This window comes from Leucobacter denitrificans (assembly GCF_014396385.1).
In the GTDB taxonomy this organism is placed as follows: Bacteria; Actinomycetota; Actinomycetes; order Actinomycetales; family Microbacteriaceae; genus Leucobacter; species Leucobacter denitrificans.
Window position 1 is genome coordinate 1,369,751 of sequence record NZ_CP060716.1, and the last position, 15,608, is coordinate 1,385,358.

At 55.1% G+C, this 15,608-nt stretch carries 14 protein-coding genes; 4 read left to right on the forward strand and 10 right to left on the reverse strand.

What is annotated here, in order from left to right:
• Nucleotides 1-138: 138 nt before the first annotated feature.
• Nucleotides 139-1,350, reverse strand: coding sequence for an NAD(P)/FAD-dependent oxidoreductase (locus H9L06_RS06560; RefSeq protein ID WP_187554456.1), 1,212 nt, complete (start codon nucleotides 1,348-1,350; stop codon nucleotides 139-141).
• Nucleotides 1,351-1,545: 195 nt separating this feature from the next.
• On the opposite strand from H9L06_RS06560, the gene H9L06_RS06565 reads away from it, so the two are divergent.
• The 3 genes from H9L06_RS06565 (at nucleotide 1,546) to H9L06_RS06575 (ending at nucleotide 4,314) form a co-directional block, all read left to right on the forward strand.
• The gene (locus H9L06_RS06565) at nucleotides 1,546-3,240 is read left to right on the forward strand and encodes a PucR family transcriptional regulator (protein WP_187554457.1); all 1,695 of its coding nucleotides are present in this window, start codon (nucleotides 1,546-1,548) and stop codon (nucleotides 3,238-3,240) included.
• Nucleotides 3,241-3,351: 111 nt separating this feature from the next.
• The gene (locus tag H9L06_RS06570; RefSeq protein ID WP_187554458.1) at nucleotides 3,352-3,834 is read left to right on the forward strand and encodes a MaoC/PaaZ C-terminal domain-containing protein; all 483 of its coding nucleotides are present in this window, start codon (nucleotides 3,352-3,354) and stop codon (nucleotides 3,832-3,834) included.
• A gap of 93 nt (nucleotides 3,835-3,927) precedes the next feature.
• Complete coding sequence (locus tag H9L06_RS06575; RefSeq protein WP_187554459.1) at nucleotides 3,928-4,314, forward strand: RidA family protein; 387 nt, start codon at nucleotides 3,928-3,930, stop codon at nucleotides 4,312-4,314.
• Between the two features lie 66 nt (nucleotides 4,315-4,380).
• Here H9L06_RS06575 and H9L06_RS06580 read toward each other — a convergent pair whose 3' ends face one another.
• The 8 genes from H9L06_RS06580 to H9L06_RS06615 form a co-directional block, all read right to left on the reverse strand.
• The gene (locus H9L06_RS06580) at nucleotides 4,381-5,235 is read right to left on the reverse strand and encodes a substrate-binding periplasmic protein (RefSeq protein ID WP_187554460.1); all 855 of its coding nucleotides are present in this window, start codon (nucleotides 5,233-5,235) and stop codon (nucleotides 4,381-4,383) included.
• A gap of 62 nt (nucleotides 5,236-5,297) precedes the next feature.
• Nucleotides 5,298-5,957 (reverse strand): amino acid ABC transporter permease, encoded by a 660-nt coding sequence (locus tag H9L06_RS06585; RefSeq protein ID WP_187554461.1) that lies wholly within the window; start codon nucleotides 5,955-5,957, stop codon nucleotides 5,298-5,300.
• Nucleotides 5,954-6,646 (reverse strand): amino acid ABC transporter permease, encoded by a 693-nt coding sequence (locus tag H9L06_RS06590; protein ID WP_187554462.1) that lies wholly within the window; start codon nucleotides 6,644-6,646, stop codon nucleotides 5,954-5,956. Before H9L06_RS06590 ends, H9L06_RS06585 begins: the two co-directional genes overlap by 4 nt.
• Nucleotides 6,643-7,419 (reverse strand): amino acid ABC transporter ATP-binding protein, encoded by a 777-nt coding sequence (locus H9L06_RS06595; RefSeq protein WP_187554463.1) that lies wholly within the window; start codon nucleotides 7,417-7,419, stop codon nucleotides 6,643-6,645. Before H9L06_RS06595 ends, H9L06_RS06590 begins: the two co-directional genes overlap by 4 nt.
• Nucleotides 7,420-7,584: 165 nt before the next feature.
• Nucleotides 7,585-9,099, reverse strand: a complete 1,515-nt coding sequence (locus H9L06_RS06600) for an APC family permease (protein ID WP_187554464.1) — start codon at nucleotides 9,097-9,099, stop codon at nucleotides 7,585-7,587.
• Nucleotides 9,100-9,156: 57 nt separating this feature from the next.
• Nucleotides 9,157-10,791: a GMC family oxidoreductase gene (locus tag H9L06_RS06605; RefSeq protein WP_187554465.1), complete on the reverse strand. Its 1,635-nt coding sequence runs from the start codon at nucleotides 10,789-10,791 to the stop codon at nucleotides 9,157-9,159.
• A 39-nt stretch (nucleotides 10,792-10,830) separates the two neighbouring features.
• Nucleotides 10,831-12,132: a flavin monoamine oxidase family protein gene (locus H9L06_RS06610; protein ID WP_187554466.1), complete on the reverse strand. Its 1,302-nt coding sequence runs from the start codon at nucleotides 12,130-12,132 to the stop codon at nucleotides 10,831-10,833.
• 42 nt (nucleotides 12,133-12,174) lie between these two features.
• Nucleotides 12,175-13,296: an alcohol dehydrogenase catalytic domain-containing protein gene (locus H9L06_RS06615; protein WP_187554467.1), complete on the reverse strand. Its 1,122-nt coding sequence runs from the start codon at nucleotides 13,294-13,296 to the stop codon at nucleotides 12,175-12,177.
• Nucleotides 13,297-13,503: 207 nt separating this feature from the next.
• Between H9L06_RS06615 and H9L06_RS06620 the strand changes: the two genes are divergently transcribed.
• A complete protein-coding gene (locus H9L06_RS06620) occupies nucleotides 13,504-14,307 on the forward strand; it encodes an SDR family NAD(P)-dependent oxidoreductase (protein ID WP_223165175.1) in 804 nt (267 codons plus the stop codon).
• 22 nt (nucleotides 14,308-14,329) lie between these two features.
• Here the strand turns inward: H9L06_RS06620 and H9L06_RS06625 are convergent, their stop codons facing one another.
• Nucleotides 14,330-15,532, reverse strand: coding sequence for an ABC transporter substrate-binding protein (locus tag H9L06_RS06625; RefSeq protein ID WP_187554468.1), 1,203 nt, complete (start codon nucleotides 15,530-15,532; stop codon nucleotides 14,330-14,332).
• Nucleotides 15,533-15,608 lie beyond the last annotated feature (76 nt).

Sequence of the window (15,608 nt, forward strand, 5' to 3'; positions counted from 1 at the left end):
ACGAAGCGAATTTCTAGGTGTGAAGCTTCCCTTAGCCAAAGTTAACCCGGAAGAGCGGTGTCACACTTTGGTGGGTTCACAGAACTCAAGTGGATGTGTTGGTGATTCACCAACACATCGCTTGCCAGGAGGCAGAGATCACTTACGAGGGAGTCGGCTGCTTCGAAGTGCGTGATGAAATGGGCCCGTTTCACCCATAACGGTCTCCGCCATGAGTTGCCCACCTATCGGCCCCGTGGCGATGCCATTTGCATGGCCGACGTTCACATACGCTCCGTCAACGCGATCAATGACGGGCAATGCGTCATCCGTCCAAGAAGCGACGCCCGCCCAAAGACCGACGATTCCAAGATCAACTTTTTCTGGATATCGGTCGAAGGCTGCGTCTACCATCATCTTTGATGCTGCAAGGCCGATGTGGGGATTGAGCGACCCGTATCCGTCGAAGCTTGACCCGATCCACAGCACTCCCTCGCTACTCTGCGAAATCATGTCTTCGTAGCTGAAGGGGAGTCGCACATCCTCTGTCAGAGATCCGACACCATCGTGCTCAAACACTGAATATTTGAAACTGGGTAGTTCGGCAATCGCGGTACAAGTTGCGACCCCTCGGGGCCCCTTCATTATCGGCGCATCAGGAATAGGGGTGGTCGCCTGCATAATGAGTTGTCCCTGCCTCGCGGTAATAAGGGGGATCTCAATTCCCTCGCTATCGAGGCTCACAGACCAGGCACCAGTCGCCCACACAAGCGCAGGCGCCATAACGTCTCCTCGCACCGTGCGCACCCCGCTGACGATATCACCATTGCGAATCGTGGAGAGGGCTGAAGTGTTCTCATAGATCCGCACGCCCGCGCGAGCGCTCGCCGAGGCTACCGCACGCACGAACTTCGGCGATGACAACTGCGCGTCCTCGGCGCAGTAGACCGCACCGATCGCAGTTCTCGGAACTAATTCTGAGCGTCGTCGAGCTGACTCCTGGTCAAGCATCTCGATTTCGAGTCCGAGCGCACGTCGGTCGGATACATATTCTTCAAGAATCGTCCCCTGTTCCTCGGTTTCGAAAAAGAAGAGCCCTCCATTTTGACGATAATCGAATGTGTTGCCGAGCTCATCTATATAATCGAGGTACTTACGCTGCCCTGCGCGCGAGAGTTCGAGTTCAGTACCGCTGCGGCAGGTCTGAATCCACAGGCTGCCCGCGTTCCGACCCGAGGCACCATACGACGGAAAGCGTTGTTCGAGCACGACGACGTCAAATCCGCGAGATTTGAGTTCGAACGCAGTCGTGATTCCCGAAATTCCCGCACCGATAACAACGACGTCAGCAGAATCAAGTAACGCTTGCATTGCGACCTGCTTTCTTGAGGCTTGTACTCCAGAACCTCGCTGGATGCTTCACACGATAATGGTGATGTCTGCAACCATCATTAGTATTCACACCAAGAGTATCCGGTTCATCATGTAGTAATACCAAAGTATGCTTCTCTCAGAAGAGTGGATAATCCGGGGTAGAGATATTCTGACGGTGGAGGGGGCCAGCTCATGGATTCGGTCACCCGCGCAGTTCGACTCTCCGAGTTGTTTCACCTCTGGGATGCACCAGTGCGTTTTGCCGCGCAACCGGACATAGCAGATCCAAGTGTCACCGGAGCTCTCATTTGGGAGGCTGGAGCCGCATCTCAATCCGATCTACTTGTGCTCGTTCCCCAGACGGATTCCGGCTCCTTTATCAAGGAAATGACCGGTCTTGCGAAAGGTGATCAGGCAGGCACCTACCTTCTCATCGGTTGGGGCGACGCAGATATTGCGCGCATCGAAGACGTACAAACGCGTAGCACTATCGCTATCGCGCCCGAGGACATCAGCACTACTGTCGCGATCGAATCCGTCATTCGATCTACAATCGATCCAACTGCCGCCGAGTTGAGACGATTGACGGCGCTGCAGCGATCATTCACACAGGAACTCAGTAGTGAAAGTCCAACGCAAGCGATCCTGGAGCGACTCAAGCGACTCTCGAATGCCGTCTCACTCGTGGTGACGACCCGGGGCACTGTGCAAGAGAACACGGGTCAAATCCCCCTACAACAGGTTCTCGAGCAACTTGGCAGAACCGACTCTCCGAGCCAGTTCATTTCTGTTGGCGACTGGCACGGGCAGGCAGTCCGACTCCAAGAGGTCGACATGGTCGGAAGCCAGGCCGGATGGTTGGTAGTGGCCTGCCGTCGCGAAGGGTTTCCGGACTCGTCTGCCTCGGCCGCAATACATATTGCAGCTTCACTTATCGAGACCGTGCGACATATCAATGCTCAAGCGAGGTCGCAGGAAGAGGCAGTCCGTACTTCCCTGCTCGAACAAACCTTGGCACTTCGCCCGCAGTACAACTCACCAGAACTCGAGAGCCGTGTTGCCGCGATTGGTCTTTCATTCGATAACCCCCTTCGCGTTATTGTTGCCTCACCTCACGGTGGCAGACCGGCTAATCGCGCACCGGTGAAGGATGTACACGAAGAACTCAACAAGATTTTTTCAGAATCTGACATCGTGTCGCTCTCGACCGCGAGAGACGACGGTGCGATATTCCTGGTGCAGGCGAGCGAAGCTACTATCCAGCGGCTCATACGCAGCAACAAGCAGACACTCGCGAAAGTTCACTTTGGGCTCGGGCGAAATATGCGTCACGTTGGAGATGCCGCAGACTCGTTAGCAGATGCCTGGCTCGGGATCCGCACGCTACGTGCCGGCGGCCATTCTGAATCGCACATCTCATTCGAGCAGTTCGACTTTGCCACGAGGCTCTTTTCGAACGTTGGCATTGATGTGATGGCTGAGTGGTCGAGAGATTATCTCGAACCTCTCTTGGAGCGTGACCAGCTCATCTCAGGCCTGAGGCAATACTTCCTTCACTCACAAAATATTGCCTCTGCAGCGGATGCACTAGGTATCCACCATAATTCGCTCAGGTACCGCCTCGCTAAGGTCGAGGAGTTGTTAGACATTAATCTCCGCGACCCCGCGGCAATTTCGTCTCTGTACCTTGCAATCACGTCGCTTGACCTCGCAGTACTCAGCGGTAACACGCATGCACTGGCACAAACCACCGAAATTGTTGGCACCCGTGATCTTGCTCCAGCAAACTCTGCACGATTTCCGGGCGATCAAGAAGGCTCTCGCCGGCCTGGTGCTCGAATGTCTCCCGCAGGCATGCCTGCGTATCGAACATCACAGCCCCACTAGCCTTTTGGAAAACTTCCAAGAAATGCGCCGATAAGTCGATTGCCTCACACTATCTGCGATCCACGTGTTCCTTGAGAATCGTTATTAAGGATCATTGGAAAGGATTTACTCATGGGCGATTCTGCCGTACTCACGAATCAGGCTGACAGAGGGCTCTACCTCGACGACTTCTACGTAGGACAGCATTGGCTGAGCCCTCGTCGTACCATCACCGATGCAGAACTCACCGCGTTCGCCGGAATCTCCGGAGATTTCAATCCGCTCCACACTGATGAAGAGTTTGCCAAAACTACGCAGTTCGGCGGCCGAATCTTCCATGGTCCAGGTGTGTTCGCGATTGCAACGGGGCTTGAGTCGCGCCTCGGTATCAAAGAGGGAACGGCAATTGCGTTCCTTGGAATGAACTGGAAGTTGACAGGCGCCGTTCGCGTCGGCGACACCATTCATGTTGACCAGACCGTCGCAGAAGTTCGGCCTTCAAAGAGCAAGCCTGACCGGGGCATCGTCACGTTCGACGTCAAGGTGCGAAATCAGCATGGCGAAATTTGCCAAGAAGGCGAGTGGATCGTCATGTTCAAGCGCAAAGAAAGCTAAGACACGTATAAAGATCCCGGTTCGGTGAAGTGCCAGAGGCCAAGCACCGAGCCGGGGTCTTTCTGTTGTAACCACTCATGGAGAAAGCACATAATGAACTTAGAACGCAAAGAAATTTTCGTCACTACGCCCGGCAATGGCCAGTTGTATTCGGATGCTGTTGTAGCGGGCGGACTCATGTACACCACCGGGCAGATGCCCCTTGATGAGGATTGGAACCTCATATCTGAGAGCTTCGAAGAACAAGCGAGCTACGTCTTCGCGCAACTCGAAAAGGTGCTGGAGGCCGGTGGATCGGGTGTTGATCAGATCATACGACTGACGATCTATCTGGCCGATATCGATGACACATCACGTTTGGCACCGCTGCGTCGCGCCTTTCTCGGAGACGCCAGGCCTGCGAGCGTTATTGTGCAGGTCGGTGCCTTCGGAACACCAGGGATGCGTCTTGAGGTGGAGGCTATCGCGGCTGTCAAGTAGCGTCACATATAAAGTTTGGCCCGGCATCACGAAGGTGGTGCCGGGCCAAACTTTTATTAGACTGACTTATGCAAATTGGTCGACGTCTACGATGCGAGGATCAAGACCGTAGGTCTCGACAATCTTTGCGTAGTCGCCATTCTCGTGCATCTCGTTGATCTTCTCGTTCAATGCAGCGGTGAGTTCGTCGTTGCCCTTGGTGTGGCAGATGTTTGGCAACTGAGGCTCTACCGAGCTCGAGATGACTGGATTCGGATCCATGAGTTCCGTCTTGATCTCTGAGAGCGCTTGCGTCTGATCCACAATGTACGGGGCATCGATACCTCCTACAAGCGCATATTCGATGCGGCCGGCCTGAAGGTCCTGCAGCGTGGCATCACTGCTCTGGTACTCTTTCAGCTCACCCGCAATCTCAGCGAGCTCTTCATTCCATGTGTACCCGCTGATGGTGCCGACAACTTTTCCGCGCAGATCTTCGATGTCACTGGTGCCGTCTGCCGATGCAATTGTTGGTAGCTCAACATAGATAGGATCCGAGAGGCCCACGATCTCGCCACGTTCCTCCGTCGCGTACCAACCCCCTCCGGCAACATCAGCTCTGCCAGAGGCAACAGCCTGAATGACCGATGAGGCCGGCTGTACCTGCCAGTCGATGTCGAGGCATGCATCAGCAGCGAATGCCTTCAAGAAGTCTGCGTCGACGCCCTGCGGGGCACCGCCGTTTTCACTGAAGTACGGCATCAACTCGTTGATCGAGACAGTTAACATGCCATCGGAAATGGTAGGAAACTCCCAACGGGGAGTGCAGTCTTCTGTTGTCGCACCGTCGCCAGTGTCGGACGACGATGAGCAACTTGCAAGTGTGGTTACCGCAAGCATTGCGACCGCAATTGACGTGGCAACTTTATGGATCTTTTTCATTTCAACTCCATTGTGTGATGTGGTTACTTGGATTTGCGAACGTTACTAAGAGACGGCACCGTTCAAACTGACGACTTCGAACTACGCCTCTCAAGAGCCGCCACGAGCTGCGACCCTGGAATTGAGAATGCGGCGTAGATCATGCCGACAAGAATAAATAAGGTGAGGTACTGGAAATTCTTTGAAGCAATCGAGTACGCAGCGCTCATGAGTTCAGGCACAGCGATGGTGAATGCGATCGCGGTCGTCTGGAAGTAGACAATGATCCAACTCAGCAAAGGAGGGGTGATGATTCGGAAGGATTGCGGAATTGTCACGAAGCGCACTGTGTGCCAGCGATTCAGCCCGAGCGCTGATGCTGCCTCGAGTTGACCACGTGGAATACTATCGATCCCCGACCGCATCGTATCGCTGACGTAACCGATGTAGTTAATGGACAGCGCTATCGTCGCTGCAACGAAGGATGTCAGGGTTAGGCCCACTGATGGCATGCCGAAGTAAATGAGGTAGAGCATGATCAGTGACGGTATTCCGCGGGCGAACTCGATGATTGCAATGAGTGTCCACCGAAGGATCTTAAATCGGCTCCGGAGACCTATGGCGGCGAGAAATGCCAGAGGAGTGCCTACCCCAACCAACGAGGCAAGCAGCAGCACACTGACCCACAAGCCCTTCAATAATTGCGGAAAGTACTCAATCGCAATTGAGATCGGATCACTCATTTGATCGTCACCGCCTCGGTGAGGGTCGTCGCCGACTGTACTCGTGTTCTCCTGCCAGAGAACCGTTCGTCAAGCCAGCGTCCGAAGATACCGACGGGCACGCTGATCGCAAGATAAACAAGGCCCGCTGCGAGAAAGACAAGAAGTCCTTCTCCACTCGATCGATTCAGGCTGGTTGCGATCGAGGTAACATCAGCGACCCCGACCACCGAAACGAATGCGCTGTCCTTGAGAATCGCTATAAGGTAGCCGACCGCAAGTGGAAGGATCGTCTTGACCGCTTGCGGAAAAACGACGAGCACATTGACTTTGAGCCTGCTCATTCCGAGCGCGGTACCGGCCTCTACCTGCCCCGTGGGAACCGCCCGAAGACCAGACCGGTAGATTTCGGTGAGATAGGCAGATGCCACTAGGGAGAACACCCAGATTCCGGTCTCGATCGGGCTGAGCCTGAGTCCAATTATCGGGAATCCAAAGTAGACGATAAACAGCCAGGCGAGCGGTGGAACCCCTCGAAGGATCTCGACCCAGGCACCGCCAAGAAAACGAAGAATACCGAAACTCGATCGGCGGGCGGCAGTAATCGCAATAGCTAGGAGCCCACCAGCTACAAATGAAACCACTGCGACGAGCAGCGTGTATTGCAATCCGCGGAGCAGTGCGGGAAAGAACTCAAAGAAGACCATCATCGCTCCAGAACTGCATGCAGGAAACGTTGGGTTCGCGGGTGCTGCGGATTGCGCAACACGTCGCGAGGCTTGCCCTCTTCGACTATGCGCCCGTCTGAGATAAACACAAGACGGTCTGCAACGTCTTCCGCGAACTGCATTTCGTGCGTGACCACGATCATCGTCATTCCCGCTTCTGCGAGCTCACGCATAACTGTCAACACCTCCGCACCCAGCTCGGGGTCGAGCGCTGATGTGGGCTCGTCGAAAAGCACCACGAGCGGATCAAGCGCCAACGTGCGGGCAATTGCGATTCTCTGCTGTTGACCTCCTGAACACTCGTCTGGTCGATGATTCGCACGTTCGGCAAGACCTACCCGGTCGAGCAACGCGAGGGCTTTCTCGCGGGCCTCCTGTTTCGAGCGACCGAGTGCGTGAATCTGCGCCAGCATCACATTCTCGAGGGCGGTGAGGTTGGGAAATAGGTTGAACTGCTGGAAGACCATGCCAACACGACGTCTGAGCTGGGCGAGGTCCCTAGCATTCGGGTGACGATCCCTGCCTTCAGTGATTGCAACTCCATCGATGCGCACTGTTCCGCTCGTGGGTGATTGCAAGTGGTTGATACACCTAAGAAACGTGCTCTTGCCCGAACCGCTCGGTCCGATAATGGCGACGACTTCGCCACGTTCGACGGTGAGACTGATGTCTTGCACAGCGGGTTTGCCATTGAATTCGACACTGATGTTCTCTGCTACCAGAAAAGGCTGCGTGTCTTCAGAGTGCTGCGCCATTCGATACCCCTTTGAATAACCCGACGATTGCGTCGCAACTCCATTGAAGACCGTTGCATCGGATCGTGGTACTGAAGAAACTCTCAAGAAGGACCAGTACCTTTGGATTCCTACCAATTGGGTCGTCGTAGCTACACCGCGACGACGACCCAATTGGTAGTTTCTCTAAGTCGCGTCCTTCACCGCTGGTTGAGGTACGCTGGCAGAACTCGTGGCCGCAGTCTCCAAAACCTCGGTCGAGATCGTCTGCCTTCCAATCCGCTCGTAGACGTCAGGCTTGTTCCGACGCAGAACGAGGGACCACACGAACCCGATGACGAACGCAAGTGCAATTATCAGAAGCAGCACCGTCGAGGTCATCACGTTTCCGCCGATAAGGTCGGGGAAGTTCATTACGCCGAGAACAACCATGGCGAGAAGGGCCACACCAGAGATGGCGGGAGCCGTTTGGCGCTTCCATCGAGAGATTGGAATGTGTGTATTCTTCGAGAAATATCTGAAAATCGCAAAGCTCGTGAGTGTCATGGCAGAGAGAATGCCGACAGAGGCGAGACCCGCGAACCAGCCGTAGGATTCTTCCGCAGTAAGACCCCAGAACACGACAATTGCGACGAGTAACGCGTACACCGCACTCACTACCATGGATGCACGGTGAGGAGAATGATGCTTTTTGTGTGCGATACCCAGAGCCTTCGGCAGTACTCCGTCAACCGAAAGCGAGTACACGTAGCGCGTCGTCACATTTTGGATGGCAAGGTGCGCCGCGAAGATACTCGTGAGCAAGAAAACATTTGTGATGTCCACGAACGTCTGCCCGGCAAACGTACGCGCTACGGTAAAGAATGCGCCAGCAGGGTCATCTGACGCCATCTGGATCGCATTCGATGCTCCCATGCCGGTGATAAATGCCCATGAAGTGACGAGGTAGAGCACACCAATAAATATCGCGACCACGATCGTCGCCCGGGGAATCGTGCGCTCAGGATCCTTCGCTTCTTCACGATAGATCGCAGTTGCTTCAAATCCGCAATAGAGGCAGGCCGCAAAAACAAGCGCGATGCCGATCCCGCCAGATGCGAAGTTCTGCGGACTGAACACCTCAAGTGTGATCCCTTCGGCACCACCCTTCGAAAAGACGATGACGTCGAAGAGCAGTATCATAACGAGCTCAATCATGAGTAGAACGCCGAGCACTTTGGCGGAAATAGCTACGTGGAAGTAAGCGAGTGTTGCTACCAGCGCCCAGAACGCAGCGCTATACAGCCACCAGGGAAGATCTGGGCCACCGCGCGACGAAACAAATGACGCAGCTGACAGACCAGCAAAGGCATAGAATCCCAGGCCGATTGCAAAATATGAGGCGAGGATCATGAGCCCTGACCCAAGTCCGGCGCTTCGCCCAAATCCAGCGGTAACGTAGGCATAAAACGCGCCGGGATTCTTGACGTATTTCGTCATTGCCCCAAACCCAACCGCAAATATGAGGAATGCGATTGTGACCGGAATAAACGCCGCAGGTGCTCCCAATCCGTTACCGTAGGCAATGATGAAGGTGATGTAACCCACTACACCAGTGAGGGGCCCAGCGTACGCGAGCGTCGCCAATGTGATATCGAATGTCCCGAGCCGTCCCTTGAGGTCCGGGTTCTTCGAACCAACTGTCTGTTCTTGTTGTGACACAGATACGTCTTTCATTGTTTATTGATCGTTGATTTTGTCTTTCGAGAGAGCAAGCGACTAATTTGGGCTTATCTGCGTCGTTGCATTCTCGACGAGATTGATAGCACCACGTGCAGCGAACGCGACGACGGTGGGCGTGGGGTTGACTGCTGAAGAGGTCACAAAGACACTGCCGTCGAAGACATAGAGGTTGGGTACGTCGTGGCTTCGTCCAAACTCATCGACCACGGATGTTTCAGGATCGTTGCCACAACGCGCGGTGCCGAGCATGTGCCAACCCACCTCCGGCATCCACTCGACGCGTTTCGTCTCGATCGCGCCGCTGGCGAGATGCGCCTCTGTCATGCGCTCAACTTGAAACTCAAGGTTCTTTCGGCTGTCTTCTGAGATCCGGTACGTGATCTTCGGTGCAGGAAGGCCGGAGCTGTCTACGAGTTTGTCGCTCAAGGTCACGGTGTTGGATTCAAGTGGGAGATCTTCGATCTCGGCTCCCCATTCGAAGGAGCGGCCGAGCGCGCGCTCGACAAGGCGATGTCCCGCAGCTCCTGTGCGCTCTTCAAGTGGAAGGTCTGCGTACCGTTCAAGAACCTCTATTGGGCCTGGAATCGGCATAGAGAACCACTTAGCACCGCGGACAAACCCTCTTGCTGGATCAGATTCAGCGAATTGCATCGAATTGATGTTGGCACCGTGCGGGCCAAGCCAGCTTTCAAGTGGATCCTCGTATACACCCATGACAGTCACGAGCGGGTGCATCATCAAATTCTTTCCCACCAGTCCTGATGAATTGGCAATCCCATTTGGGAATCTCTTCGAAGTTGAGAGAAGCATGAGACGAGCGGTTCCGACTGCGTTTCCGCAAACGATGACGAGAGAGGCAGACGCGTGATGTTCGTTACCTTCGACGTCGATCCAGGTCGCTCCGGTCGCTAATCCTTCGGCGTTGACGGTAATCTCGCTGACCCGAGCTTCCGTAATGAGCTGGGCGCCAGCAGCAATCGCGGCGGGCCACATCGCAACGTCGAAAGAGGCCTTCGCACCCTCTGGGCAGCCCGTCATGCAGGTGCCCCAGCGCGCGCACGCTCCGCGATCGCCAATGTTCTTCGTCGTGATCGCGTGACTATTCGGCCACCAGTGCCAACCCAGTTTGTTCATCCCTTCCGCTGCCTTCACTCCAATGCGACCGATCGGCACACCATCAAGAGGTGGTGCGACATTCCCGGGGTAGGCGGTGTCTCCTGGGAAACCAGATGAGCTGATCATCTCGTCAGCGAGCTCGTAGTACGGTTCGAGATCTTCGTAAGCAAGCGGCCAATCATCGGCGACCCCTGTCAGGCTCTTCACTCGAAAATCTGAAGGCACGAATCGAGGCCATTCGGCACCAAACATGATCGAGCTGCCGCCAACGCCGTTGAAGTTGTACGGATGCATCTCGGCGTCTTCGACATCGCAAGGGTAATCCCAAGAGTTTTGTCGCCTATTAGGATTCGCCGACCATGGTCCGCTCGCGAGAACCTCACGTTCGAGCTTGTCACTCGGATAATCGAGTCGGTTTACCCAGCCACCTTGCTCGAGCACAGTTACCGAGTATCCACTCTCCGCAAGAATGCGGGCAGCGGTCGCACCAGACGGCCCCGCACCGACTATCAACACGTCGGAATGCTCGGCACCCCTGAGGTTAATCGCGCTCATCTTCTTCCCCTCTTCATTCGCAACCCTGGACGTCGCGTGCTACTGCAAAGAGTGCGCAACCTGTTCGGCGACATCGACACCACTCGAGAGTGCTCCCGCGATCCACCCCGTCCACACCATCGAGTGGTCCGCCCCAGCGAAATATACATTTCCGTGAGGCGCGGCAAAGGCTTTGTGTTCCCCGCTCGCGACCCAACCCGGATCAATGATCATCGAGGTTCCGTCAGAGAACTCATCGCCGATCCAGTCGTGGGTATCTATCGCGACAACCTCGACGTCAGGAAGATAGTTGCGGAGCGCCTGCTCAACACTGTCTTTGCTAAATGTGTCGACTTTAGCCACGTCATATCCGAAGTTGCAGAGGAGTGACGTGCCGTCTTCGAGTCGGTAGATCTCGCAAGTCCACTCGAAGCCCTGGTCCCACCCGACCGCAAGGAATCCCTTTGGAACATTTCGGCACTGCGCCCAAACCTTGAATGACTTCGACTTCGTTCCCTTTTCGACTTTACCTGCCGCAAGTTCGGGAAGTGCAGGGGTGAATTCCACTCGATGGAGCGAGTTGATCGGGACCGTGCATATCACTCGCTTCCCGGTGAAACTATCGTTGTCAGTTTCAACCGTCACAGTTCCGTTATCGGACTCCAGGACGCGACGTACCCGCGCACCAAACTTGATCTCGCCCGAGAAAGATCCCGCAATTGCTTCTGCTAGCGATCGCGTTCCATGCGTGAAGCGCTGAGAAAGCCCGTAGTGCAAACTCGTTATGCGGTTGTCGAACTGGCCGAAGATTGTGAGGAAGTGGAGCAATGACACATCTACTTCATTCGTCCCGCTGTACATGGAGGCCCACGCATAAATGAACTCTCTTGTGGCGAGCGGGAGCTCTTTGAAGGGCGGCCAATCAGCGAGAGGAACGTCAAGATCCGAGTAGTCTTCTGAATCGAGCACCTTACCGTTCGGAACTCGCTTGAGCGCCTCATACAATGCCGAAATTGCTCTCTCGGCTAGAGGAAATTCGTCGGCTGGAATCGGCGCGTGCTTGCGCCTTTGCCCACCTGTGACCCAGAGCATCTCCTCACAGCCATCTTGATCAACTATTTCGATGCCATAGCGGTCGACCTCACGCATCAAGGTAGGCATCGAGTCTTTCGAAAACCATGTGCCGCCCATCTCGATTTCGTGATCGGTGTCGCCAAACTTTCGATACCAGGTGCGACCACCGATGCGATCACGACCCTCAAGCACGAGCACACTGTGACCCTTCTCGCTCAGGTCTCTCGCTGCCGAAAGCCCGGAGAATCCCGCTCCAATAACGACGACGTCAAAAGTTCCTTCAGACATAAAGCCCCTCACCTCACTGTGATCTAAATCGAAAATTGCAGTTTATCTAAACTGAATGAGCGGCTTCAGTACTCCGACGCTACTGTCACCGAGTTCTGTCAACGCACGCCCGACCTCGTCAAATGAATAAGTGTGTGTGAAGAACACATTAGGGTCGAATGGCTCGCTCTCGAGCAAACGCAGCAAACGCGAGATACGTTCACTACCGCAGAGTTGAAAAGTGCTCAAGATTGTTTTATCTCCGAGCCCCCATCCCCATTGCTCGATGGGAAGTGACAAGGACGATTCGGCGGCGCCGTCGTACGAACTGAGCACGCTCGTCGTGCCACCAAGGCGCGTGAGCTCGATCGCGAGCGGAAACGCTTGGGTAGAGCCAGAGGCCTCCACGACAAGATCGGCGCCTGCGCCGTCGGTGAGCCGTAGCACTTCAGCTCGGACATCATCATCCGTATGGTTCAACGTCACTGTTGCTCCGAGCGCGCGCGCACGATCTTCGCCGCCCGGTCGATTCTTCACAACAATGACGCGGGCCGCGCCCTGCAGTTTCGCCGTCACAGTTGCTGCAAGGCCAACATGGCCTTGACCAATCACTACTACTGTGCTTCCAAGTGCAATGTTCGCCGCTTCCACACCAGAGCTACCGGATGCAAGAGTGTCTATCGCGAGCAACGCTGCGGCGTCGCTCACCCCGTCCGGAATCCGCACGAGGTTCTCGCGGGCATCTGTCACGCGATAGAACTCTGCAAGGTACCCGTCTCGGGAAACTCCGGCGGTGTACCCACCCCAGATGGTTCCTCCACAGTGACCTTTAAACCCGCGTTGGCAGTTTGTACATTGCCCACACGGGGAAGTCGAGGCAGCTCCCACGCGATCACCAATTTCGAAGCCTTCTACAAGTTCACCGATCGCGTGAACGGTTCCGATCGCCTCATGCCCGACTACGATTCCCCGCTGGTCGACGGATCCCGTTGCGAAGTCGAAGTCACCCTTAACTGTCGCAATATCAGCGGAACACATCGAGGCTGCCGTCGTGCGAACGATCACATCGTTTGGGCCAGGCTGAGGCAACTCGCGCGTTTCGATCCTTGCCCCGCCGCCGCGAGCAACAAACGCTCGCATGTCCCTCCGAGAAACGTCGCCGCGATCACCTACTACTTCGGTCACGTCCACCCCGCCCCTTGCATCTGCAATCGACCGCAGCTCATGATGCACACGACTGCTGCTCGTACTTCACAGTAGTAACGACCAGACTTTTTGCGTTTAGAAATTCGCCAATTCTGCCACGCAGGACCTGGTGTACTTCACAACGGACGGGCATGAGCCCAACGCCGTAAGGTTGACGATAAGACTGAGGATAAGGAACGATTCATCATGAGTCTCTCTGAAGCAACGGGTATGTCCACTGATTTCCCCGAGATGAGAGCCGTTATCGCTGGCGGCAGTTCAGGAATAGGGTTTGAGAGCGCTCGGAAACTTGCCTCACTCGGCACCAGATCGTTCGCCCTCATGTCATTCAATCAAGTTCGCCTAGAGGCAGCTCGTGACCGATTGCTCACTGAATATCCAGACGCAAGCGTCTCAGCGATTCAGTTCGATGCAATGGATCCAGAATCGGTGCAGACCGCGATCGACAAAGCCGCTTCCGAGCTTGGGGCTATCGATACCCTGATCGCCTCTATATCGGCACCGAAGTTTAAGCCCGAACTGCTGTTCCGCACTCCAATCACTGACATTCCTGAGATGCTCCTCGCGCAAGCAGTCGGCCCTATGCTCCTATCCAGAGCCGCACTCGACCATATGCGCGAGCAGAAATCGGGAAGCATCATCACTATCGCTTCCGACGCAGCAAAGGCCGCAACACCCGGTGAGACAGTACTCGGCGGCGCGATGGCGGCGATCGTCATGTTCACCCGATCGCTTGCACTCGAGGCGAAACGTGACGGGATCCGTGCGAACTCCGTCACTCCATCACTCCTCACTGGCACGCCCACGACTGATCGTGCACTGTCAGATGGTTTCAGCAAGAAGCTCTTCGAGAAGGCCGCTCAGCTTGCAAATCTTGGCGTGGCGTCTGCAGAGGATCAGGCGGAGATTGTCGCCTTCCTCGCCGGTCCCGCGTCTGAACGCATAACGGGCCAGGCAATCAGCGCAAATGGCGGAATCAGCGCGTTCTGATTCCGCCACTAAATGAAAACTCTTACAGTCCGAGAAGCTTGTTAAAGCTGGTGGTATATTTCACGTCTTCCTCATCGGAGATTCGGCGGTACGACTTCAACCTACTTACGATGGTTTCGTCGGGGAAGATGCTGGAATTCTCGACCTGAGTCGGATCAACTTTCTCCATTGCTTCTTGGGCTCCGCGTACAGGGGTGATTCCTCCGACGTATGCGGCTACGTGAGCAGCAACAGTAGGATCAAAGTAGAAGTTGGCTAACTCCTCGACCCATTCCTTACGTTCCTCCGGAGTTCCATTTGGGATCGTAAGCGAATCGGAGGCGAACGGTGCGCCGAACTCGGGTACTTCGTACGTCCATCTATCACCGAGTTCGGCATTCATAATCGCAATGTCACCAGACCATCCGAGCGAGGCAAGCAAGTTGTCCCTCTCTAGCTCGATGGTGTAGGAGTTTCCGAGAAGATTGGCGATGTGCCCATCGCTAATAGCGCGATCAAGCCATTCGAGAGCGCGCTCGTATTCCGGGTCTCCCCACTCCCCGCTAATGTCCACGCCTTGACCTGACATGATCACACCCATCGTGAACCGCCATTCGCTCAATAGCCCGACGCGGCCTTTGAGCTCCGGAGCTAGTAGATCGTCGAGAGTGTGGACCCCTCCAGGAACCAGTTCCGTATTCCAAACCAGCCCGCAGCCGGCGGCGTCCCAAGGCACCGAGAAGTCCCGGTTAGGGTCATTCGGAATTATGCTTTTGAAGAGATCAATAGTGTTCTCGTACACGAGTGGAATATTGGTGCGATCGAATTGCTGCACCGACCCCGACTCGATTATTCGAGCGTTCATCCAGTCCGTGAAGGTGATGACGTCATAACCGGTGAAATCGTTGAGACTTAGTTGATCCTTGATCTTTGCAAAGAATGTGTTGTTGTCATCAATGTCTTCGAGGTATCGAACGGAGATCCCTGATTCCGCAATGAACTCGTCGAGAGTTGGATAAGTCTGTGCGTCAGGATCGTAGTCAAGCAAGTACGGCCAGTTACCCCAGGTGATCGACTTCTCACCTGCTCCACTGGTACATGCGCTTAAAGTGAGTCCGGCCGCGCCTGCGAGGCCTGCCTTGATGAACCCTCGTCGATCGAGTTCAAGGATCGACGCTATTCGTCTCTTATGTGTCAACTCTCCAGGCACGTTCGTTCCTTCCTGTCGATGGCCTGCGTAGGCCAATCGGGCGAGATCTCGGCACCATTGCCAGCCTCTTGTCGTAACCTACTGGGTTTACGTAGTTGGCGGTATTGGTAAA